Raw genomic sequence first — 23855 nt, 5'->3', positions numbered from 1 at the left:
CCGACTCTATCTGTCGAAAACACGCTTCCTTAAAGAGGTTTTTTTGGCTGTCACCCTAACTATAAACCTGGCTGTTGTCTTTAGGATGACCCCTTGAGAAGAGAGCAAGGAAATTTCAACTATCGATTAATTTAGCTAAATTGGCACAAATCATTTTGGTGCTTTTGGCCCGTTGCTCAGTGGATGGCCATTCGCGAGCAAAGAAAACCTTATGATCTGGTCTTAGTTTTGCAGCCATTTTCGGATTGCTCAAATAACTAAGTAAGCCTGTGGGATTAGGAAAGGTATTATCGCGAAACGCAATCAAGACCCCCTTCGGCCCTACATCAAGTTTTTCAATACGCGCTTTGCGGCACAATGATTTAATCTCAATAATCTCAAACAGGTTTTTTACTTCTTGCGGCAGTTTACCAAAACGGTCGATCATTTCTGAGGCAAACGCATCAATCTCCGCGCGTGTTTCAAGACCGGCAATACGACGATACAGATTGAGCCTCAGATTCAAGTCAGCCACGTAAGCTTCTGGAATCATGACGGAGGTCCCAACATTAATTTGGGGGGACCATTCAAGATCAAGAGGCACCAGATTTTCCTGCTCTGCTCGCACCATCATAATGGCTTCCTGCAACAGGGATTGGTACAACTCAACCCCCACTTCCCGAATATGCCCTGATTGTTCCTCACCCACGATATTGCCTGTGCCTCTGATATCCATGTCATGGCTAGCCAGGGTAAAGCCACTGCCCAGTTTGTCTAGAGTTTGCATAATCTCTAACCGTTTTTGTGCATTGGAGGAGAGTTGTTGGGTGGGCGGCAAGGTGAGGTAAGCATAGCCTTGAATATTCGATCGGCCAACTCGCCCGCGCAGTTGGTACAGCTGGGCAAGGCCAAATAAATCGGCGCGGTGAATAATCAAGGTGTTGGCCGTGGCAATGTCGATACCTGATTCGACAATATTGGTGGAGAGCAACAGGTGATAATGTCGGTCGTAAAACTCAGTCATGACATTTTCTAATTGTGTGGCGGGCATTTGACCATGGGCCATGACAATTTTAATTTCAGGGACGAGCTGCTTTAATTCCAGATAAAGTTTATTTAATTCTTCCAAGCGCGGACAGACATAGAAAATCTGACCACCGCGATAATATTCCCGTAAAATGGCTTCGCGTAAAGTCAACCCATCATAGGGCATAACAAAAGTACGCACTGCGTGCCGATCCACAGGGGGGGTGGCAATGAGGCTCATCTCGCGTACACCAGTGAGAGCGAGTTGGAGAGTGCGTGGAATGGGGGTTGCCGTTAATGTTAGCACATGAACATCTTTTTGAAGGGATTTGAGCTTTTCCTTTTGTTTAACGCCAAAGTGTTGTTCTTCATCAATAATCAGCAAGCCAAGACCTGCGAATTTGATTTTCTCGGAAAAAAGGGTGTGGGTTGCAATAACGATATCCACTTTGCCTTCCGCAAGATCAGCTCTGATTTGAGAAGCTTGTTTTGCCGGGACAAAGCGAGAAAGCTGTTCAATTCGTATGGGAAAGTCTTCAAAACGCTCTTTAAAGGTTTTAAAATGCTGGCGACACAAAAGGGTTGTTGGGGTGACAATGGCGACTTGCTTGCCCGCCGCTGCGGCAACAAAAGCAGCCCGCAAAGCAACTTCCGTTTTGCCAAAACCTACGTCCCCACAAACTAGACGATCCATGGGTTTACCGCTGGTCATGTCGTTTAAGGTTTCTTCAATGGCGCGCAATTGATCATCGGTTTCAGGGTAAGGGAATCGGGCACAGAATCGGTCATAATCATTGGCAGAAGCCTCGAGCAAGACGCCTTCGCGGAGTGAGCGCTCGGCGGCGAGTTTGATCAGGTAATCAGCAATTTCGCGGATACGTTTTTTGACACGCGCTTTTCGATTCTGCCAGGCGGCAGAGCCAAGTTTATCCAGTTGGGCAATGGAATCATCGCTGCCATAACGGCTGACCACCTCAATATTTTCAACTGGCAAAAACAATTTATCGTTGCCCTCATACATAAGGCAAAGACAGTCATGGAGGGCGCCATTAATTTCAATGGTTTGCAACCCCTGATAACGCCCAATCCCGTGGTCTTGATGCACAACTAAATCACCCGACGACAGATCTGTTGTCTCAAGCAAGAATTTGCGGGCTTTTTTGGCCTTTTGCACGCGTACCAGCTTTTCACCAAAAAGATCTTGTTCGGTGAGAAGCAAAAATTCTGGGGTCTCAAACCCTTTTTCCATAGGAAATGTAATGAGTGAGGTGGCGACTTCGGGCGTTGGCCAGCTCTCTAACGGCTCAAAAAGATCCAGCTCATGCTCTGCCAATAAGTTATGGAACCGGTCGCGTGACCCATCTGTGAGAGAGGAGAGTATGATCTGTTTGTGATGGCGATTGTGCAACAGCTGCTGCAGTTCATCGAACACTTTTCCTTGTTGACGCGCAGCTGTAAAATCGGGAGCGACGCGACAGCCATAATCGAGGCCTCTTGCCTCACTAAAGGGCGTCGTTTGATAGGTTGTTGGTTGCTTTAAATATTCTTCCCAATCTGCTGCCGTTAAATAGAGATATTCTGGGGGGACAGGATGATAGCCAGGTGACTTATCACCTGGAATTGTGTGAGCGCGCGCTAAATAATAATCCTGCACCAGCTCAAGTCGTCGATGAACCGCATCGGCTGCATGAAAATCAACTAAGAGATCAGGGGTATCAATATAATCGAGAAGTGTTTGAGTTTCTTCAAAAAATAGTGGCAACCAATGTTCCATACCAGCATAACGTCTCCCGCCAGAAATTGCTTCATAAAGCGGTATATTCTTAGGTTCTGTTCCCCGAAGTCCACCAAATTTAGTCCCCAACAACTCGCGATAAGCGGTGCGAAAGTTAGAAATACTTGCAGGGGTTAGGACAACTTCGCTTACGGGTTGCAGTTGAATCCTTTCTGTCGTCCCAATCGTTGTTTGGCTGGCTGGATTAAAATAGCGTAAGCGCTCAATCTCATCGTCGAATAGGTCAATACGAATCGGTGCTTCGACACCTATGGGGAAAAGATCAATAATGTCTCCGCGTACTGCAAACTCAGCTATATCACGAACCGTATCGCTGCGGTGATACCCTTTTTCCATCAGGAAATTTATAAAATTATCGCGATTCAGACTTTCTCCCACGGCAAGAGTCATTGATTGTTGTTGGAGTGCTTGTTTAGGTGGAAGTTTTTGCAAAAAAGCATTGACAGAAGTGACAACGATGGCTGGCTTAGTAGAAGCTGAGATGAGAGTTTGAAGAGTCAAAAGCCGGGTCGTTACCACATCGCTGCTGGGCGAAACACGGTCGTAGGGCAGGCAATCCCAGGCGGGGAAGAAGAGAATTTCAGCTGCCGGCATCAGTAATTTAAGTTGAGCATAGGCGCGCTCGGCTTTTTCCTCTGTATGGGCGAGAAAGACGATATTACGCTTTTGCGTCAGCCACCACTGCTGGATAATAAAGGGTTCAAACCCGTCGGCAACGCCGGTTAAGAGATTATTGTTATTCATGGTACTGAATGATGTCGTTGATCAATTCTTTGAAGATGAGTGGTGGGGCTATTTTGTGCACAATCCAGCCGAAAATATCAAGATCTGATTCATTCATGAAGTCTAAAAACAGCATTACTTGTATATCAGAAAGCTTGGGGAGGCGATCGTCGGCATAGCGGCCCAGTAAAAGGTCGTTTTCCTTTGTGCCACGATGCCAAGCTTGAAAGCGTAGTTTTTTTTTAAGACGGATATTAATCATGGCGTACGTGTAATGTCTCTCAAATTATAGTAATTTTACAGAGAATCCCCCCAAATGTTAACACATATTTTAGTCACCCATAAAACCACTGTAAGTTAGATGGGGAATGGTAAGAAAAATATTGCTATAGCTTGGAACAAAATCCATAGTTTAATACAAAAAAGCTCATAGAGCTTAAGTATAGTGAGCTAAGTTCGAAACTATAACCGGAGGATATAATATGTCCCAACAACCAAGCAGTCGCATTGAGTTTGCCCATGTTTTGCGGGGATGGGCAGCAATGGCTGTCTTAGTTTCGCACTACTACGGCGTCTTTTGGTTAAAAAGGGAGGTGGCCTCTAACTTAACTCATACGCCTATTTTACCCAATATATGGCAAACACCCTCTTTTATAAAGTGGCTCCATGCTCAAGAAATGTTTAATTGGGGAGCCTATGGTGTTGCTATTTTCTTTTTAATCAGCGGTTTTGTTATGCCTTTTGCTTTGCAACGGCAACAACGTCTTGAGTTTTTAGTGAATAGGATTTTTCGTATTTTACCCGTTTATGCAATAGGGTTTACCCTCACTTTAGCCGCACTTTGGCTGGCAAGCCATTATTATAATCGAGAATTTCCTTATGCTCTTACTGATATTATGATCCATTATATTCCGGGGATACGAGATCTTGTGGGCGGCAAATCAATCGATGGGATCATTTGGACCTTAGAAGTTGAGATTAAATTCTATGTGATATGTGCTGTCTTTTTAAGCCTGTTTGCCAAATCGAGTTTAAAAGTTTTTATAATACCAATTGTTTTAGGAGGAATTGCTCTTGTTGTGAATCAGTGGCATACTGAATTGACAACCATCCATTTTTCTTTAGCGCGGCTTTCTTGCGTTTTTTGTTTCAACGCCCAATTTATTATCTATATTTTTATAGGGGTTGCTCTTAATTATGGGTATCGTCAAGAGATCTCACAACATGTGACTTTTTTCATGGTAACTGGCCTATTTTTATTATTTCTCTCTCTTTGGTATACCAATCTTTCCATTGCCTTTTTTACCAGATGGCCCAGTTATGGAGCAGCTATTGTAACTTTTATTATGGGCTCAAAATTCTCTCATTTTTTTGAGAGCAATAGATTTTTTGATTTTTTTGCCAACATCAGCTATCCCCTTTATGTTTGTCATGCTGTGGCTGGTTATGTGTTGCTCAGGATTTTTCTTGATCAGGGGGCGTCTATAGGAATGGCTCTCACTCTTACAACAATGCTATCCCTTTGTTGTGCCTGGATGATTCATCGTAGTGTTGAAATGCCCTTCATTAAATGTGGGAAATATATTGTCTGGCGATAGGGAGTATCCCTTAAGTGTGCCTCATTTATCTTGAGAGGCAAAGAGAGGCATCTTGTGCCTCTCTGGCTCTCCTCATTTCAGTGTTCTCATCTCTAATACTTGGCGAATTCGCTGTAAGGACCAATCAAGCTCATCTTTAGTGACAATAAGGGGGGGCGCAAAGCGTACTACCGTTTCGTGGGTTTCTTTGGAGAGCACACCAAGCTTTGCCATTTCTTCGCAAACCCAGCGAGCGCTGGCTTTATCATGGTGAATCTCCATTCCAATCCATAATCCCATGCCGCGAATCTTTTTCACGATAGGGCTCTCAATTTGCTGCAATTGCTTCATTAAATAATTGCCAAGCTCTATGCTGCGTTCACAAAGGCGCTCTTCTTCCAATAGTTCAAGAGACCTAAGTCCGATAGCCGACCCAAGAGGATTGCCTGCAAAGGTTGAACCGTGACTGCCGGGTGTGAAGACACTCATTAACTCCTCAGATCCCACGAGAGCGGAGACAGGGAAGCAACCACCCCCAAGCGCTTTGCCAAGGAGGACACCATCTGGTTTAACATTTTCATGTTCGCAAGCTAGAATTTTTCCTGTTCGTCCAAGGCCGCTTTGAATTTCATCAACAACGAGAAGGACATTGTTTTTGTGGCAAATTTTTTCCACATCTTTCAGCCATCCTTTAGGTGGGACGACAATTCCAGCTTCACCTTGAATCGGTTCAGTAATGACAGCGCAAGTATGCGGGGTGATTGCCTGTTCAAGGGCTTTCGCATCGCCAAAGGGAACATGTTTAAAGCCCGGTAAAAAGGGGCCAAAACCTTTTTTATAGTCAGGTTCTGAAGAAAAGCTAATAATGCCCACTGTTCGGCCATGAAAATTATGGGAGCAAACGATAATTTCTGCCTGATTTTCAGGGATCTTCTTGATCATATAGCCCCAGCGTCTGACAGCCTTAATCGCTGTTTCAACAGCTTCGGCACCGGTATTCATCGGGATAGCAAGATCTAGCCCGGTAATTTTACAAAGCTTTTCTAAAAAATGGGATAAGACATCATTATGATAGGCGCGCGAGCATAAAGCAAGTTTGCTTGCCTGATCCACAAGGGTTGCCAAAATGCGGGGGTTGCAGTGGCCAAAGCTAACAGCGGAATAGGCTGACATCATGTCCATATACTTCTTGCCGTCAACATCCCATAGCCAGACGCCTTCCCCCCGATTCAAAACAACCGGAAGCGGACTGTAGTTGCGAGCACTCCAACGATGTTCAAGCCCAACCACCTCTGCTGCTGTTAGCGCTGAAAAAGGGGCGGTCTTGGATTGATTCATCACCATTGGTCTCTCCTAATAAAATTTTTGTTACGCGCCAGAGAAAGGCTAAAGTTCGATTTTCTTCATCGAGGTCAGGATTAAACTCCATCATTTCAAAGCAGATTAAATGTGGGTCATCTATTAACCCAAGGAGGCTTGGAATGACATCAGTTTCGATGAGCCCTTCGGCAACTTTTGCGCCAGTGCCGGGGACTTCTAAGGGGTCAAAGGCATCGATATCCAATGAGATGCCGTAAGACGGTGTGTTTCTAGTCACATGCGCTTTGGCTTCATTAAAAACGCTAGAGAACCCACGGGCCTTAACCTCATCCATACAATAGATTTTGACGCCAAGCTCCTTCAAAAGCGCGTGCTCTTCTTCTTCAAAGCTTCTTGCCCCTATATAAACGAGATTTTCAGGCAGGATGATACGTTCTTCGCCCATTAACTCTTTAAACTCAGGTGCAGCATAGCCAAGGAGAGATGCCGCTGGCATACCATGAGCGGCGTGCGATGGCGTTGTTTCAGGAGTATGAGCATCTAGATGGGCGTCAATCCAAATAAGGCCGAAATCGCTGTAATGTTGCTTAACTGCTGCCCAAGTAGCAATAGCGAGGGAATGATCACCACCGATGCTAAATGGGACAAGGCCTCGTTGCAACACTCCAAAAATAGCTTCGAAATGATGACCAAGTGCCTTTAACAAATTTTTTTGGCGGGTAATTTTACCGTCAGTATCGAATGGAAAATAGGGCGTTAGATCGTCAAAATTATGAAAATTTTCTAAAACTATGGGATGGGGAGAAAGTGAGGAAAAAGGCTGTGGAGAATTTGAATATGGTTCAGCGTTGTTGAGTAGAATCTGTGGACCTTTTCCTGTTCCCATATTTGTCGCGCCCCAACCGGAGCCTGTGCCCACAAACACAATATCGCGTGTCATGTCTGCCTATTTTATTTATTAAATGAAGTCTATTATTGATTGAACAAGATAATTCAATTTATTTCAAGTGGATTTTACTAAAATTCCGTTAAAAATTCTAAATTACTTGTGAAAAATATTAAGCTTCTTGTTCAACAGTTTTTTTAGGATGAGAGCGAAGCATGAAATAGAGGCATGCAGTGGCAATACTCGTAAAAATTAATCCGCCATAAAAAGGCCCCCTTGTACCTATGCTATCCGATAAATGGCCCGCAAGTGTATTGCCAATGAGGACTGCTGTTCCGCTGGAAAGATAGTACAGAGCAAAGGCGGTACCTCGCAGCTCAGCTGGAGTAGATTCGGCAACAAGTGTTGACAGCAACCCTTGTGTCATCCCCATGTGAAGCCCGGCAAGTAGTGCGCCGGCCAGTACGCCAAGGATGGAATTAAATTGGAGGAACACCATATTGGTGATCATCAAAGTGATAATACCATTCAGTAATAAGCTTTTTTTAGAATAGCGATCGGAGAGCTTTCCCATAGGGTAGGCCACGGCTGCATGCACTAGTTCCATCGCGATAAGGAGGATCGGGAGTAAGGTTATTGTCCAGCCGACTGACTTGGCGCGTAAGGTGATAAATGCTTCACTAAAACGGGCTAACATCAAAATAAATGAAATAAAGAGGAATTTCCAAAATTTGGGTGGCAGAAATTGAATGTCAGAAAATTGCCAAGTGGTATTTTTTGGTTTTAGTTCATTTTGAATGGTTGGTTGTTTGACCACTTTGAAGAGAATGGCAAGGGCAATGGTTGCTGGAATTGCAGAGAGTAAGAAAACCAGGCGATAGTTATGGTCGCTCACGTACATCAATACAATGGCGGTAAAAGAACCAACTACCGCACCCATGGTGTAAAGTGATTGGCGTAACCCATAGCTTTTACCGCGTTCAACTTTGGAAGATAAATCGGCGATAAGAGCATCGGTTGGGGAGGATCTGATCCCTTTGCTGAGGCGGTCAAGGGAGCGAGCTACAAAAATCCAGCCGATACTAGAGGCAGTGGCAAAAATTAACTTCACCAAAATTGTAAAGAGAGAGCCAACAGCAATGAGGGGTTTGCGGGTACGGAAAATATCGCTTAAAACACCGGAAAAAACCTTAGATAAGAAGGCGATGAAAATCGCGACGCCTTCAATAATCCCCATTTTTGTATGGGAAGCCCCAAGTTCTTCGGTTAAAAAAGTAGGCAGCAGCGCAACAACCATCAGGGACGAAGCGCTCCAAAAAAAGCTCATCCATGAAATCCCCCAAAGACCAGACTTGATTTTTGTGTCTGGCAGCGTATTTTCTTGGTGTTGTAGGGGGGGATTTGCCATTCATTACTCCAGGATAACAGAAACAAAAGCAGCTTTCTGTCCATAAATAAGGTTGCCATAGACGGAATTCAACTATTTCGTGCCTATCTCAAGCCAATTATTTCTATTTTACATGGTTGACGGCGGACAGTAAACAATACTTTTATAATAACTTCAATTACTGTTCAGTGGGATCCTGATAAAAATGAATATTAGGGGGGTGGTTAGATCCTCCATTCAGAAATTTTCCCAGAACGTATGCTGTTGCGCTCTTATTTTACCCAGCGTTGTTGCCATCAGTAAAAATTAAGGAAATTACCTCTGAGCTAATAGAAATCTATTCCATAAATGGCGATATAGCCAATCTATACTAGATTGGCTATAGGCTAAAACCAGTCTTTAGATTATGGGTGATACTTCAAATCGAGCAATGAGTTGCGATTTAAGAAGATTCATACCAGGCACTGCCGTTATTTCAGCAATGGTTCCTTCAATGGGGGCTTTTAAGGTATTTTCCATCTTCATCGCTTCAATAACGGCAATGGGCTGGCCGCGTTTAACTTTATCACCGACTGCCACGTGGAGTGAAAGTAAAATACCCGGCATGGGAGAGCGAATAAGATCCACATTCTCATTATTATGAGGTTGGGGGAGATTTTTGAGTAAATTCCAAATATGTTCCCGTTCAATAAAAACATGAAATTGACGCCCCTGAACGGTGAGAAGAAATTTCCCACCTTTTGCGTGAACTTTGCCGATGACCCTTTGATTGTTGAGGCGACATTCAAAAAGAGTGCGTTGATGCAACCATTTAATCTCAGTTTCAAAGGATTTTTCATTAATACTGACCCGCCCTGCACCTAAGTAAGAGACTTTCAGTTCTGCATTCGACGTCGTACAGATCCAATGTTTTTCGCTTTGAAGGGAGGGCTCCATCGCCAGTTTGAGGGTAAGAGCAATGCTGGCAATTTGTTCTTGTTGAGATTGAGGCAGCCTAAAAAAAGAGTTGCTTTCGAGGGATAATTCTTCTGCTTTCTCCTCAATTAAGTTCGTGCTCAGACGGGTAGCTGCCACATCAGGATCGGCAAGCAAGCGCTGTAGATAGTTAATGTTACAATCAATTCCTTCCACAATAAATTGGCTAAGAGAGTCCTGCATTAAATTCAGAGCGCTCTCGCGGTCTGTGGCATGAACAATCACTTTGGCAATCATCGGGTCATAGTAGATGCTAATACTATCACCTTCTCGTACTCCAGAATCAATCCGCAAGGGGAAGTTGGCTTGCTTTTCAGCTCCACCTATCTCACCATCCTCTTTATCTTCAGGAGAGGTCCCAAAACTAATAGCCGGTTGTGGGTGGTGATATTGGACGAGGCGGCCGGAACTGGGCAAAAAATCATTGTCGGCATCTTCAGCATAAAGACGCACTTCAATCGCATGACCATTGGCTTTCAAATTTTCTTGGAAGAGAGCAAGCTTTTCGCCTTGTGCTACTCGAATCATCAATTCCACCAAATCTAGGCCGTAAATCGATTCGGTGACAGGGTGCTCGACCTGAAGGCGGGTATTCACTTCCAGAAAATAAAATTGGTGATCCGGAGCAACCACAAACTCCACCGTGCCGGCGGAGACGTAGCCGATGTGATGAGCGATTTTTAAGGCCTCAGCAATGATCTTGTCATGAAGGTCAGGTGCTAAATGAGGAGCAGGGGTTTCCTCAACCACCTTTTGGTGGCGGCGCTGTAACGAACAATCCCGTATCCCTAAATGTAAAAGTGTGCCGTGTATATCACCCAAAATCTGAACCTCAACATGGCGGGGATGTTCAATATATTTTTCAATAAAAACGCGCGCATCGCCAAAGCTGGAGAGCGCCTCGCTTTGGGTTCTGTCAAGCGCTTCTGAAATATCGGCGTGAGTCCGGACAACACGCATTCCTTTGCCACCCCCGCCGGCTGCGGCTTTAAGAAGGAGGGGGAAGGCGTGGGATTTGGCGAAATCCTCAACTGCTTGAAGGGTTGTAACGGGCTGAAGTGAGCCCGGGATAAGGGAAATACCTGCTGCACGAGCCAGTTCTTTGGCGCGTAACTTGTCTCCCATATCACGAATAATAGCAAAAGAGGGCCCAATAAAAATAACCCCTATAGCAGTAACAGCTTCCGCAAATTCAGCATTTTCTGATAAAAATCCATAACCAGGATGAACAGCGTCCGCTTTTGACTTTTTAAGAATGTCGATGATATTAGAAATATTTAAATAACTTTCTTTAGCCGCCGCTGGTCCGACGCAATAAGCCTCATCCGCCATCGTCACATGCAAGGCGCTTTTATCAATCTCAGAATAAATAGCCACGGTTTTGATATTGAGACGTCGAGCAGTGCGAATAATTCTGCAGGCAATTTCACCGCGATTGGCGATTAGTATCTTTCGTATCACTCTCGACTCCGTTTCTTGCCTTGCTGGTATCATGAATAGAGCAAGATCCTGAAACAGTTCGCCGATGACAAGTATCTCTCTCAGTCCAAACTCGTTTTAGGATCCAGTGGTCATATTTAAAAAATGCGACGCTATTCTTTGTCGTTCAGTTTTGATTGAAGGTGCTGCTTTGTTGGTCTGTGGGGATCTGTTTCATCCAGCAGAGATTGAACTTGTTGATCTTCCCATTCTGGTTTTAAAAAAGGAAGCACATCGGACAGCATGGGGAAAATCCCTAACCGTAGTCCTTGGAGGCCAGCGGAAATCCCAAGGCCAAAAATCACCCAAATTGGCCAGAAACCACCACCTGTTGAAAGCCAAATAACAATACAGGCAAGACAAATAGCGCCGTAGACTACCAAATTGGTGTAAAATTCTTTAAGGGCTTTGATACGCTCGCGGATCTGAGTTTCATTTTCTGGTAACATTTTGTGTACTCCTACTTACAAGGGAATATTGTCATGCTTCTTCCACGGATTGACAATAGATTTATTTTTTAACATTTCTAAGGACTTAGCAATTTTTTGTCGAGTTTGATGGGGCATAATCACATCATCCACATAGCCATATCGGGCAGCTACATAAGGATTGGCAAACTTTTCACGGTAATTTTCCGTTAAAGCAGCAATTTTTGCTGGGTCCTCTTTTTCGGATCTAAAAATAATTTCAACAGCCCCCTTCGATCCCATTACGGCAATTTCAGCCCCAGGCCACGCATAATTAACGTCGGCTCGAATATGCTTGGAGCTCATCACATCATAGGCCCCCCCATAGGCTTTGCGAGTGATAATCGTAATTTTGGGAACGGTAGCTTCTGCATAGGCAAAGAGCAATTTGGATCCGTGAGTAATAATGCCGTTCATTTCTTGATCCACACCTGGCAAAAATCCAGGTACATCTACAAAGGTAATGATAGGAATGTTAAAGCAATCACAAAACCGAATAAAACGCGCCGCTTTTCTAGAAGAGTTAATGTCAAGACATCCTGCTAGAATCATTGGTTGATTACCCACGATTCCCACTGTTTGTCCACTAATCCGACCAAAACCAATGATGATATTTTCAGCCCAAAAGGGATGGATTTCAAAGAAGTCGCGATTGTCAACAATCGTGAGGATCACCTCTTTCATGTCATAGGGGTGATTGGGGTTTTCTGGGATAAGGCGATTCAGACTTGAATCATCGCGTATAATCGGATCACCGGTTTGAAAAAGGGGGGGATTTTCCCGATTTGAGTTGGGTAAAAAGCTGAGAAGACGTCTGATTTCATGAAGGGCTTCATAATCGCTGGCATAGGATAGATGGGCGACACCAGAGACAGAATTATGGACCTTAGCTCCGCCCAGTTTCTCGCTAGAGACAACTTCGCTGGTGACGGTTTTAACGACATCAGGGCCGGTGACAAACATGTAGGAGGTGGCTTCTACCATGGCTACAAAATCAGTCATAGCTGGGGAGTAAACAGCCCCACCAGCGCAAGGTCCCATGATAATTGAGATTTGGGGGATCACGCCAGAGGCAATAGTATTGCGCTTAAAAACTTCTGCATAGCCGCCAAGGGAAGCAACTCCTTCTTGAATGCGGGCGCCACCGGAGTCACATAAGCCCACCACAGGAATACCTGTTTCCATGGCTTTATCAATGATCTTACAGATTTTTGCGGCATGGGTTTCACTGAGGCTGCCTCCAAAAACTGTAAAGTCTTGGGAAAAGGCAAACAAGGGCCGCCCATTTACTTTACCGTAGCCGGTGAGAACGCCATCGCCTAAGGGTCTTTGCTTATCTAACCCAAAATCATAACAGCGATGTTCGACAAATCGATCCCATTCCTCAAAGGTATCAGGATCAAACAAAATTTCTAGGCGTTCCCGGGCAGTTAGTTTGCCTCGCTCATGTTGCGCCTTAATCCGCTCAGGCCCACCACCATGCAGTGTTTTGGCCACCCATTCCTGATAAAGTCGATAAGCTTCTATCATTGCTTAGTCAACATCAAGGGGGAGGTAAAGATCATCGCCCATGGTTTCTACCGCATCGTGAATATTGCGACGTAATTCTGCAATTTTTTCTGAAGAAATAGAGGGGTTTGATTTTTGAATTGTGGCAATAGCAATATCTGCTGCTTTAGCAAGGAACTTCTCAAAATTTTGTGCTGTGTCAGGGGCTGGCGCCGGTTTAGAAAGTGCTTCTAGCAATGGGTCGAGGTCAGCTAGCGGAGTGTCAGCAGATGAAGGCGTCACTATTGCGGTGGTAAGTGAGAGGAGAAAGAGTCCTACTTTAATAATGGTCATTCTGGATCACTAATCTTGTTTTCTTATATTTTAAGGATACTCAAATATTTAATAAAATAAAGAGTAAAATTTTAAGTTTTTTCTGTCTTTCCTAAAATAACCACAAGATCTAAGCATATGTCGACTTTGATGCAAAAATTTAGCACTTTCCAAGTGCCACTCTAACTTCCTCATCAACTTCCAACCGAGCCATAAAAAGGGCCCCAGGATTAGCTGGGGCCTTCTTTACAGATCCGCATTAAGTGTAAGTCTTAAAAAGGGACTCTATAAGAACTGCGAGGTGGATGGTCATTGATCGTTATTACCAGCCTTCAATAGAAGGTATTATAATCTCCCCGTTTCTAAAACAAGAAGATTACTACGCAGTAATAACGTAGTATAGCTACCTAACCTAATCAACGCGTTTGACTTTACTGAGTAATTCATCATGTAAAGCAGACTTTGAGTCAGCATTTCTCTTTGCCTCCTCGAGGTCTTTTTTACGATTGAACTCCGCAAGGCGTTCTTCTTGTTGACGTCTTATTTCATTCATATTTTCTGCTTGCTTTCTACGTGATTCTTTCTGCTGTTGTTCACGTTGACGTTCTTGATGTAACCGTTGTTGTTTTTCTTTTTGTTTGCGCTCATGGTCAGCCCGCCGTTGCTCTTCTTGGCGAGCCAACTCAGCTTTGTGTTTGTCAAAAGCGCGCTTTTGCTCATCTTGCTGACGTTTCATGTCATTTAAGTGTTGTTCTTCTTGTTGACGTTTAAAGGCTGCTTGTTGTTTGTCAAAAGTCCGCTTCTGTTCATCTTGTTGACGCTTCATTTCGTTTTGTTTGCGGGCAAAGTCACGATTCTTTTCTTCCATAAGGCGGCGCTGCTCATTGGTCTCCCGGTGGGTTTTGTCACGTTGGCGGCGCAACTCATCTTCTAACCGTCGCCTTTCACCATCATGGTCACGTTGCAATTTTTCTTGCTGGAATTTTAACTGACGCAAACGGCGTTTCTGGTTCGCGGACTGATATCTTAATTCTGTTTCACGTTGCTGTCTCAAAATGTCTTCAAGTTGACGCGCATAAGTCACTTCAAGATCACTTAGGTTACGATCTATCTCGGTCGTATAATCGGTGCTATTATAGCTCGTTATTGGGCGACTAGCGGGGGTGGAGGAGTAGGTATGATAAGATATGGTTTCGCAACCTATTAAAGCAATACAAGAAAGGGCACTAAGTAGACTTGTTTTAAGCAATGTCATTTTCATATTGGAATATCCAAAATATTTTTAAGTTGTATTGGGTGCCAAGACAAAAGGCGCAATTCCAGTGAGAATAAACTATTAAGTCTTGGAGTAACCTAATTGATGTAAGCAACCGTCACATCAATTTCAAGAGTGCAATGGGAGAATTTAAAGTAGCATGATTATTGAAGATCAAATCACACTATTTGTTTTGAATGAGTCACCTAAGTAATTTTTTTAATTATGACTTACAAGGGGCAATAAATCACAAATGCTTGATAAAAGTCGATCTCTTTTATAAACGGATAATTAATCAGTAGGAACGGGCATAAAAAGGAGACAGCTCCTGCTTACGTTCTTCTTCTCTTAAAATTACTCTATTTTGGACCCGACAGATTTTTAAATAAAATTACTATAAAATGCACCAATTCGCGTAATACACTTGATTCAGTCCCAAAAAATATTCTAAATTTTGCGCTATACCCTATTGATTCAGGAAATGAGTATGTCTGAACTAAAGTCGCAAATCTCTGTCAAATCTGAAACGTATCAGCAAAACCGGCGTGTCATGGAAGGATTAGTGACAGACTTGAAGACAAAGTTGCAGCACATTCACCAAGGTGGTGGCGAAAAGGCACGGCAAAAGCATATAGCGCGTGGCAAGTTGCTCGCTCGTGATCGGATTAATGCTTTGATCGATCAAGGTAGCCCTTTTTTAGAAATAGGAGCCCTTGCCGCAGATGCTTTATATGGTGAGGCAATTCCCGCTGCTGGCATTGTCACCGGCATTGGTCGCATTCATGGACGTGAATGTATGGTTGTGGCTAACGATGCGACTGTTAAGGGCGGTACTTATTTTCCGATGACGGTGAAAAAGCATCTTCGGGCTCAGGAAATTGCGCTGGAGAATCGATTACCCTGTCTTTACCTCGTTGATTCTGGTGGCGCGCATCTGCCGCATCAGGACGAGGTCTTTCCCGATCGCGATCATTTCGGGCGCATCTTTTATAATCAATCGTTAATGTCAGCAGCTTCCATCCCCCAAATAGCCATGGTGATGGGGTCATGTACCGCTGGGGGTGCTTATGTTCCGGCGATGTCGGATCAGGCGATTATTGTGAAAGGCAATGGGACAATCTTTTTAGGGGGCCCCCCTCTTGTTAAAGCTGCAACGGGGGAAGAAGTTACTGCTGAAGAATTAGGGGGGGGTGATCTGCATGCTAGAACCTCAGGGGTGGTGGATCACCTAGCGAAAGACGATCATCATGCGATCTATCTGGCCCGTCAAATTGTTGAGACTCTGCCTAAGATCACACCATGGCTTTCTCAAGAAGAGGTGGCGGAACCCCTCTATGGGGCAGAAGAATTGCTGGGGGTAATTCCTGAAGATTTACGCCAACCCTATGATGTGCGGGAAGTGATTATCCGCCTTGTTGATGGCAGCAGGCTTGATGAATTTAAGCCGCTTTATGGCCCCACATTAGTGTGCGGCTTTGCCAAGATTTTTGGCTACCAGGTGGGCATTATTGCCAACAATGGCATTTTATTTTCCGAAAGCGCCCTTAAAGGGGCTCACTTTATAGAGCTATGTTGTCAGCGAAAAATTCCCTTAGTTTTCTTGCAAAATATTAGTGGCTTTATGGTTGGGCGTAAATATGAAGCCGGCGGCATCGCCCGGGACGGCGCGAAATTAGTCCATGCGGTGGCTTGTGCCAATGTGCCAAAGTTTACAGTAGTGATTGGGGGAAGCTTTGGGGCTGGTAATTATGCCATGTGCGGCCGAGCTTACAGCCCACGGTTTATGTGGACCTGGCCAAACTCACGCATTTCTGTGATGGGTGGAGAGCAAGCCGCAACCGTTCTTAGTCTTATTCGTCAAGAGGGATGCCGGCAAAAAGGGCAGCTTTGGCCCGAGAATGAAATGCATCAGTTTAAATCCGGCATTCGGGATCAGTATGACTCTCAAGGGCATCCCTATTATGCGTCTGCTAGATTATGGGATGATGGTGTGATAGATCCGCGCGATACAAGGCGGGTTTTAGGCTTAAGTATCGCAGCTTCTTTAGGGGTGGCACCGCCTGAAATGAAGTTTGGCGTGTTCCGCATGTAATGGTAAGGGTAGAGAAAAAATATGACACACTATCAAACTATAAAATTTGAAAAAATAGAAGCAGGTGTTTTTATCACCCTCAATCGTCCTGACGTGCATAATGCCTTGAATGAAGCGATGATCGCAGAATTAACAGAGGCGATTAGCTTAAGCGCTGAAGATCCAAAGAGTCGCTACGTGATGATTCAAGGGGCAGGAAAAAGTCTTTGCGCCGGCGCGGATATTCACTGGATGCAACAAATGGCAAATTATACATTTCAAGAAAATGTGGCTGATGCCAGGAAGCTCGCTGATTTATTTAAAACAATCTATCAGGCAAAGTTACCGGTGATTGTTCATGCAAAAGGCAGTGTTTTTGGTGGTGGTGTTGGTCTGGTGGCCGCATGTGATATTGTGATTGCTGAAACTGAAACGGTTTTTTGTCTTTCTGAAGTAAAGCTTGGGATGATTCCAGCGGTCATTTCGCCTTATATCATTCGGGCAATGGGGGAACGCCAGGCAAAACGCTATGCTCTAACGGCTGAGCGCTTAACCGCGACTGAGGCATGCCAAATAGGCTTGGTGCACCAGCTTGTAACAAGCACCCAGGCAGAAGCGGAACTAATAAAATTACAAAAAGCTTTGCTTCTTGGCAGTCCAATGGCGCAGCAACATACTAAACGATTATTTAAGGCGGTGAGCAATCAACCAATCACGCAAGAGGTACACGAGATGACGGCCTCTGCCATTGCTGAGGCACGAGCGTCCCTCGATGGTAAAGAAGGACTTCGAGCATTTTTGGAAAAGCGCCAACCATCGTGGGGACAATGATGACATACTCAATAAAAAGAATTTTAATTGCCAACCGTGGGGAAATTGCTTGTCGGGTGATTCGCACGTGTCGGCGTCTAGGCATTGAAACCGTTGCTGTTGCCTCAGAAGTAGACCAAGATCTCCCTCACGTGAAGTTGGCCGATCAGGCGGTTATAATTGGTGCTGCGGCAGCTAAAGAAAGCTATCTGGATATCGCTAAAATAGTGGCAGTGGCCAAGCAATATCGAGTGGATGCGGTTCATCCTGGTTATGGTTTTTTGTCAGAAAATGCGGGATTTGCAGAGGCACTTAACCAAGTCGGCATTCGTTTTATCGGTCCCAGCGCGGCGGCCATTCGCGCTATGGGTTCTAAAAGTGAGGCTAAAGCCATTGCCGAAAAAATTGCCGTTCCCATTATCAAAGGCTATAGGGGTAATAGCCAAGACGTAACTTATTTGTCGGGAAAAGCGGAAGAAATTGGGTTTCCGATTTTGATTAAGGCGACGCATGGTGGTGGCGGTAAGGGAATGCGTCTTGTCTATTCGAAGGGAGAGTTTGCCACGGCTCTTGAATCATGCCAGCGGGAAGCTCAAGGGGCTTTTGGCAACGCTGCCGTAATGTTGGAAAAGTTTGTTGAAACTCCACGCCATATTGAACTGCAGGTTTTTGGAGATTCTCATGGCAATGTGGTGGCTTTAGCAGAGCGTGATTGTTCGCTGCAACGTCGCCACCAAAAAGTGATTGAAGAAGCTCCCGCTTTAGGTTTATCAGACACTTTACGTCATAATCTAACACAGGCAGCCATTGCGGTTGCCAAAGCAGTTGATTACCAAGGGGCAGGGACGGTTGAGTTCTTGGTCGATGCAGCAGAAAACTATTATTTCCTTGAAATGAACACGCGCTTGCAGGTCGAACATCCAGTCACAGAAGAGATTTTGGGCCTTGACCTTGTGGAGTGGCAAATTCGCGTCGCGGCGGGGAAGTCTTTACCGCTCACCCAAGAGCAAATCCATCCCCAGGGCCACGCCATTGAAGTACGGCTTTATGCGGAGGATCCTGAGGCGGGATTTCTTCCCTCTACTGGAAAGTTAAAGCTATTCCAGATGCCGACCTTGCCAGATTGTCGTGTGGATGCGGGCTATGAGACCGGCAATCAGGTGAGTGTTTTTTATGATCCGATGATTGCCAAAATTATTGTAAAGGGGGATAACCGGCACGCCACTATTCAGCAGTTAGAAAAAGCATTATTGCACACGCAAGTTCAAGGGGTGAAGACGAATCAGAAGTTTTTACTCCAATTGCTGCACCATTCTCTCGTGCGTGATTCGCATCCTGACGCTGGTTTTATTGACCGAACCTTGAAAGAAGGCAGCCTTGCCCATAAAGAAACAAGCCAAGATAAAGTTTTGGCTGGATTGATAGGGTGGCATCTGGCGCGGCACGCACCGTCTAACTCAGCCGTAACCTCTCCTTGGGCACTTAGAGATGACTGGCGCCATGGGGGGCTTACCGCGTCAAAGGTATCCTTTACTTTAAATGGAGAAGAAACCGCAGTTACTTGCCAGGTTACTTGTCAGGCCCAAGGTCACCATGCCATTGTCCAATACGAGACGCAGAGGGCTGAACTCACTTCCATCAGCTTTAATGGTCAGCAAGTGACAGCGATTTTTCAGGGGCAGTTGGTGAAGGGGCAATGGGCGCTCATCTCAGGTAATAGCTTTATTGTGTGCACGGCTTCTGGTGTGCACGAGATGGGAATTGGTGATGCTGATCACAACTATGATGCCGAGGAGGATGGGGATAAGCAGCTGAGTGCGCCGATGCCAGGACGGGTCATTTCGGTATTGGCAGCCGTCGGTGACGCAGTGGAACTGGGGACTCCCCTAATAATTTTGGAGGCGATGAAAATGGAACACACTATCCGTGCGCCTTTTTCTGGCGTGGTTGAGGATATGTTTTATGCCACGGGTGATTTTGTGGAAGAAGGCGTAGAGCTTGCCCGTGTCAAGGTGGTGTAATGTCAATGTTCTCTCCCATTAAAATTGTGGAAGTTGGTCCGCGCGATGGCCTTCAAAATGAACAACAAGTGTGGTCGACGTCTGACCGTATCGCTTTTATTAATACCTTAAGCGACTGCCCGTTTCATGAAATTGAGGTTGGCAGTTTTGTTTCCCCCAAATGGATTCCCCAAATGGCCGAAACTGATGGGGTATTTAAGGCAGTTGTGCAAAAGCCAGGGATTCTTTATTCCTGCCTTGTGCCCAATGAAGTTGGTCTCAGGAAAGCCGTTGAGGCAAAGGTGAAGAATATCTCTATTTTTACCGCGGCTTCTGAGATCTTTAATCAAAAGAACATTAACTGCAGTATTGAGGAAAGCTTTAACCGCTTTGTGCCCATTATGGAAGCGGCGAAGATTCACCGTTTGAGGGTGCGGGGATATGTGTCTTGCGTCATTGAATGCCCGTACACAGGGGCAATCCTGCCCACCCAAGTTGCTGAGGTCGCGGCACGGCTGTATGCCATGGGCTGTGAGGAAATTTCCCTCGGCGATACGATTGGCAAAGGAACACCAGCAACTATTCACGCAATGGTGGACGCCGTGAGGCAAGTGGTGCCAGTTGAAAAGCTTGCAATTCATTGTCACGATACCTATGGAAATGCGATCGAAAATATCCTCGTGGCGATTGAAGCAGGGGTACAGGTAGTTGACTCCGCCATGGGAGGGCTCGGGGGCTGTCCCTATGCCGGTAGTCAGGCAAAGGGCAATGTAGCAACAGAAACGGTGGTCAAGACTTTGCGTCTAAAAGGTTATCTGCCAGACTTTGACATGATAGCGTTGGAGCGAGCCAGCCAGTTTGTTGGGGGAAGAAAAACTAAGGCGCACAGAACCTAGGGCAAAAACATATGCGCGCCGACTTTTAAGATTTTTAGCGGGTTATTGGGGTAGTGGAGGTGCGCTTTCTCGAGGGTGGTTAAGGCTTCCCCGTAACTTTCATCAGCGAGAGGAAAGGTGTCGTAATGGGTGGGTATCATTAAGGGGTTTCCTAAATCTCGCTGAGCTTTGAGAGTTTCTTCTGGATTCATATGAATGTCTTTCATAAACCAACGAGGAGCATAAGCGCCGATAGGTAAGAGTGCTGCTTTGAAGGAGGTGAATTTTTCGCGCGCTTGGCGGAAATAGGTGCCATCCCCATAGCCACTATCGCCAATGAAATAGATATTGCCTGCTGGTGTTTCTAAAATCATAGCAGCCCACAAAGCTTTATTTCTGTCCAGGCGACCGCGAGCAGACCAATGGAGCATCGGCTCCAAGTGCAGTTTCACGCTCTTACTCAAAGAGGCACACTCTCCAAGATCATAGGCCTCTGCTGGAACGTTCACCTTGTTGATGATGGTATCATTTCCTAAGGGGGTGATAATGCGGGGCTTGTCACGCTTCCACAATCTTTGGAGGGTTGGAAGGTCGAGATGGTCATAATGATTGTGGCTTACCCAGACAATGTCAATGGGAGGAAGATTATCAAAATTAATGCCTGGGTCATTAACGCGCTTGGGGCCAATAAATTGAAAAGGGCTCGCTCGCTTTGACCAAATAGGATCTGTCAGGATGTTGAGGCCTTGGGTTTGGATCAAAAAAGTGACATGACCGACAAAGCTAATACGGATCTCATCTCCAAGGACGCGCTTAGGCGGCACATCAGTAAACGTGTTGGCAACATATTTTGGCCAGGGGTTAGGCTTTCTTTTCCAGAGCCAGCTTATCACATCATAGAGGCTGTGGCGTGTGTTAGGGGCATTGTGATTAAAGAACACAGTGCCATCGAAATGATTGCTTTTCGGGCCCTTGTAATAAGATCGAGACCATAAAGGTTTCATGAATTTAATCTTTGTTCGCAATGGTTGCTCGTTTTATAGACTACTTTGCCCAAAATGTTAAGTCATTAAGCTGTATCCCATAACGAGCAGAATGAATCCGCCCATGGCGACATAGATCCAGTCACTGCGGCTGGCAAAATCAAGAGTAACAACGGCTAAACGAAAAACTTGAAAGGCGATAAGCATAACAATGCTGGTGACAATAATTTTGTGCCCTACAGTCGTCGTTGGAAAGGAGCTCACCGTCAGTGTATGATAGTTTAGTACCTGGGCGTGATCATACCATAAAAAGAGAATCCCCCCAATAATTGCGACCACAGCGACAAGGAAAGTGCCAATTTCCGTGAGTTTCATTAAAAGATCAATTCGCTTAGAATTCATTTGTATCCCCGTTTAAAGAAATCCCTTTACTAACATTTGAATCGCAAAAATAGTGAGAACAATTGTGAAAATCCATCGCGTTTTGTGAATGGGAATTTGTGCAACTGTTTTCGACCCAATATAGGCGCCAATAAGAACGCCTGGAATCACCGGCATGGTAAGTTCGGGGATAAGGAATCCCTGGCTCCAATAAACGCCGACACTGGCGATGGCGGTGAGGCCAATCATAAAATTACTCGTCGCGGTAGAAACTTTATAGGGAAGCCCCATGATTTGGTCCATGGCCAACACCTTTAATGAACCACTCCCGATACCGAGAACGCCTGACAAAACGCCAGCGCCAAACATCAGGGACCACCCCATTTTGATTTTACGAACCGGATAAGTGATTATCTCTCCCCAGCTTGTCATATATTGATCTGGCATATCGAGTTTAAGGGCGAGGGGATCAGAGATGAAATTGAAGTTACGGCGTTGCCCTTTTTCCAATCCCTTCACATTGGAGTAGGCTGCATTTGACAGAAGTAAGCCAAATAAAATAAAGATGAGTTGCTTGGGTAAATATATGGCAATCATCGCTCCAATGGGAGCGCCAATCACAGCAGCTGTCTCAAGAAATAGGCCAATGCGAAAGTTGGTGAGCTTTTCTTTTAAGAAAGTAATTGAGGCGCCAGAAGAAGTGGAAATGGCGGCAATCAGAGATGTCGCCAGGGCATAATGGGGCTCTATTCCTAAGAACATGACAAGGATGGGAGTTAAAAAAATTCCACCCCCTAAGCCAGTCAAGGCGCCTAAAACACCTGTGCTTATGGCGCAACAGAAAATTATCAACGAGAAATTTAAAATAGTCATAAAATAATATTAAATTACTTTAATAAGGAAGTCGAGAGGCTTCACACTCTGTTAATTTCTTTATTGATATACTCCAATTACCTTCATCTAGTATAGTATGTCTTCTTCACCAACAGGGTCTCCAGTTACCATTGCTGATATGCTGGATTTTGCTGCCAGACACCAAAGCGCCCACGGTGGAAGCCTTTCCTCTGAGTTAGGTGAATAAGGCTGTTGCTCATCTTAAAGTAGGTAAAGTTAGGTATAGGATTGCCTTAAAAGCTGATTTTTAAAAAAATAAAAATCCCCCCTGGAACCATCCGCAGGGGGGATATAATTTAGTTACCTCGGCAACTAAGAGAATATATAGTAAAGTAGATTTACTATAGTTAAGAGTTCTCTTGTTTATATTTTTTTATTAAGAACTCTTAGAACAAGTTGTTATTATTATTAAGAGCTACCCCCAACCGGTATGATGGATTCAAAAAAATCAGTCACTATGCTAGCTTTGCTTGCCGTAAAGTCATAAACTAGGCTAAAGACGCACTTAAACCAATCTTAGTCATTTTTCATAACACCTGTTAAGAAGCTTACTACCTCTAGGTTGGGATTATTTTTCTGAATTCAAGGAGAAAAAATGAAAAAGTTGATTTTTTATAAAAAAAATTTCTGTAAGCTTGATCAACAAATCTATCCTTGTGCCTTTGGAAAAGGGGGAATTGTTTTAAATAAGGTAGAAGGAGATGGCGCAACGCCCATTGGCACATTTCCTTTGCGGCAGGTGTTTTATCGTCCCGACCGCCTGAAGCCACCGGTTACTCAACTACCGGTCACAGCCTTGCATCGTGATATGGGGTGGTGTGATGATGTAGAAGACCCCTTGTATAATCAGCTTGTGATCCTTCCCTATTCAGGCCGCCATGAAGTGTTGTGGCGTGACGACTCTGTTTATGATCTGATTCTGGTTGTGGGATATAATGATGATCCTGTTGTACCTGGTAAAGGAAGTGCAATATTTATCCATCTCGCGAAAGAAAACTATCCTCCAACTGAAGGGTGCCTGGCGTTTAGCTTCCCTGATTTAGAATCAATCTTACGGGAGCTAACGCCAGAGTCTGAAGTTGTGATAGACCCAAATAGCGTTTAATCGTCGTTTTCATGGTTTCCACCCATTCAGTAATTATAATCTTCAT

At 44.8% G+C, this 23855-nt stretch carries 19 protein-coding genes; 6 read left to right on the top strand and 13 right to left on the bottom strand.

Annotation, left to right across the window (positions count from 1 at the left end):
- Positions 1-115 precede the first annotated feature (115 nt).
- Both mfd and IG80_RS0109425 read right to left on the bottom strand, forming a co-directional pair.
- Entirely contained in the window at positions 116-3544 is a 3429-nt protein-coding gene (gene mfd, locus IG80_RS0109430; protein ID WP_032113793.1) for a transcription-repair coupling factor, read from the bottom strand.
- The gene (locus IG80_RS0109425; RefSeq protein ID WP_032113792.1) at positions 3537-3785 is read right to left on the bottom strand and encodes an FAD assembly factor SdhE; all 249 of its coding nucleotides are present in this window, start codon (positions 3783-3785) and stop codon (positions 3537-3539) included. Before IG80_RS0109425 ends, mfd begins: the two co-directional genes overlap by 8 nt.
- A 220-nt stretch (positions 3786-4005) precedes the next feature.
- On the opposite strand from IG80_RS0109425, the gene IG80_RS0109420 reads away from it, so the two are divergent.
- Entirely contained in the window at positions 4006-5121 is a 1116-nt protein-coding gene (locus IG80_RS0109420; RefSeq protein ID WP_052046309.1) for an acyltransferase family protein, read from the top strand.
- A 72-nt stretch (positions 5122-5193) separates the two neighbouring features.
- Here IG80_RS0109420 and rocD read toward each other — a convergent pair whose 3' ends face one another.
- The 8 genes from rocD to IG80_RS0109380 form a co-directional block, all read right to left on the bottom strand.
- Positions 5194-6438, bottom strand: a complete 1245-nt coding sequence (gene rocD / locus IG80_RS0109415) for an ornithine--oxo-acid transaminase (protein WP_032113791.1) — start codon at positions 6436-6438, stop codon at positions 5194-5196.
- Entirely contained in the window at positions 6377-7360 is a 984-nt protein-coding gene (locus tag IG80_RS13425) for an arginase (RefSeq protein ID WP_052046307.1), read from the bottom strand. The genes rocD and IG80_RS13425 overlap by 62 nt, the downstream gene beginning before the upstream one ends.
- Positions 7361-7478: 118 nt before the next feature.
- Complete coding sequence (locus IG80_RS0109405) at positions 7479-8714, bottom strand: MFS transporter (RefSeq protein ID WP_052046306.1); 1236 nt, start codon at positions 8712-8714, stop codon at positions 7479-7481.
- 378 nt (positions 8715-9092) lie between these two features.
- Positions 9093-11129, bottom strand: coding sequence for an acetyl/propionyl/methylcrotonyl-CoA carboxylase subunit alpha (locus IG80_RS0109400; protein ID WP_032113790.1), 2037 nt, complete (start codon positions 11127-11129; stop codon positions 9093-9095).
- Positions 11130-11260: 131 nt separating this feature from the next.
- Positions 11261-11596 (bottom strand): 2TM domain-containing protein, encoded by a 336-nt coding sequence (locus tag IG80_RS0109395; RefSeq protein ID WP_032113789.1) that lies wholly within the window; start codon positions 11594-11596, stop codon positions 11261-11263.
- Positions 11597-11611: 15 nt separating this feature from the next.
- Positions 11612-13144: an acyl-CoA carboxylase subunit beta gene (locus IG80_RS0109390; RefSeq protein WP_052046305.1), complete on the bottom strand. Its 1533-nt coding sequence runs from the start codon at positions 13142-13144 to the stop codon at positions 11612-11614.
- A gap of 3 nt (positions 13145-13147) precedes the next feature.
- Complete coding sequence (locus tag IG80_RS0109385) at positions 13148-13456, bottom strand: hypothetical protein (RefSeq protein ID WP_032113788.1); 309 nt, start codon at positions 13454-13456, stop codon at positions 13148-13150.
- Positions 13457-13847: 391 nt separating this feature from the next.
- Complete coding sequence (locus tag IG80_RS0109380) at positions 13848-14690, bottom strand: hypothetical protein (protein ID WP_198027342.1); 843 nt, start codon at positions 14688-14690, stop codon at positions 13848-13850.
- A gap of 487 nt (positions 14691-15177) precedes the next feature.
- Between IG80_RS0109380 and IG80_RS0109375 the strand changes: the two genes are divergently transcribed.
- From IG80_RS0109375 to IG80_RS0109360, 4 genes are read left to right on the top strand one after another with little or no spacing between them, the layout of a single operon-like run.
- Positions 15178-16782: a carboxyl transferase domain-containing protein gene (locus tag IG80_RS0109375; protein WP_032113786.1), complete on the top strand. Its 1605-nt coding sequence runs from the start codon at positions 15178-15180 to the stop codon at positions 16780-16782.
- Between the two features lie 21 nt (positions 16783-16803).
- Positions 16804-17592 carry an enoyl-CoA hydratase/isomerase family protein gene (locus IG80_RS0109370; protein ID WP_032113785.1) on the top strand — a complete coding sequence of 263 codons (789 nt, stop codon included), beginning with the start codon at positions 16804-16806 and terminating at the stop codon, positions 17590-17592.
- Positions 17589-19592 (top strand): acetyl/propionyl/methylcrotonyl-CoA carboxylase subunit alpha, encoded by a 2004-nt coding sequence (locus IG80_RS0109365; RefSeq protein ID WP_032113784.1) that lies wholly within the window; start codon positions 17589-17591, stop codon positions 19590-19592. Before IG80_RS0109370 ends, IG80_RS0109365 begins: the two co-directional genes overlap by 4 nt.
- Complete coding sequence (locus tag IG80_RS0109360) at positions 19592-20467, top strand: hydroxymethylglutaryl-CoA lyase (protein ID WP_232224386.1); 876 nt, start codon at positions 19592-19594, stop codon at positions 20465-20467. The genes IG80_RS0109365 and IG80_RS0109360 overlap by 1 nt, the downstream gene beginning before the upstream one ends.
- On the opposite strand, the gene IG80_RS0109355 is transcribed toward IG80_RS0109360, so the two are convergent.
- The 3 genes from IG80_RS0109355 to IG80_RS0109345 are packed head-to-tail and all read right to left on the bottom strand — an operon-like array spanning position 20464 to position 22683.
- Entirely contained in the window at positions 20464-21450 is a 987-nt protein-coding gene (locus IG80_RS0109355; RefSeq protein WP_052046303.1) for an MBL fold metallo-hydrolase, read from the bottom strand. The two genes, IG80_RS0109360 and IG80_RS0109355, sit on opposite strands and share 4 nt — an antisense overlap.
- A 57-nt stretch (positions 21451-21507) precedes the next feature.
- A complete protein-coding gene (locus IG80_RS0109350; protein ID WP_032113783.1) occupies positions 21508-21831 on the bottom strand; it encodes a DUF1634 domain-containing protein in 324 nt (107 codons plus the stop codon).
- A 12-nt stretch (positions 21832-21843) separates the two neighbouring features.
- Positions 21844-22683 (bottom strand): sulfite exporter TauE/SafE family protein, encoded by an 840-nt coding sequence (locus IG80_RS0109345; RefSeq protein WP_032113782.1) that lies wholly within the window; start codon positions 22681-22683, stop codon positions 21844-21846.
- A gap of 616 nt (positions 22684-23299) precedes the next feature.
- Between IG80_RS0109345 and IG80_RS0109340 the strand changes: the two genes are divergently transcribed.
- A complete protein-coding gene (locus IG80_RS0109340; protein WP_052046302.1) occupies positions 23300-23809 on the top strand; it encodes a L,D-transpeptidase family protein in 510 nt (169 codons plus the stop codon).
- The last annotated feature ends 46 nt before the right edge of the window (positions 23810-23855 follow it).

The sequence above is a fragment of the Candidatus Paracaedibacter symbiosus genome, from assembly GCF_000757605.1.
GTDB lineage: Bacteria > Pseudomonadota > Alphaproteobacteria > Paracaedibacterales > Paracaedibacteraceae > Paracaedibacter_A > Paracaedibacter_A symbiosus.
Note: the sequence above shows the minus strand (reverse complement) of the source record. Positions and strands in the feature narration are given on the sequence as shown.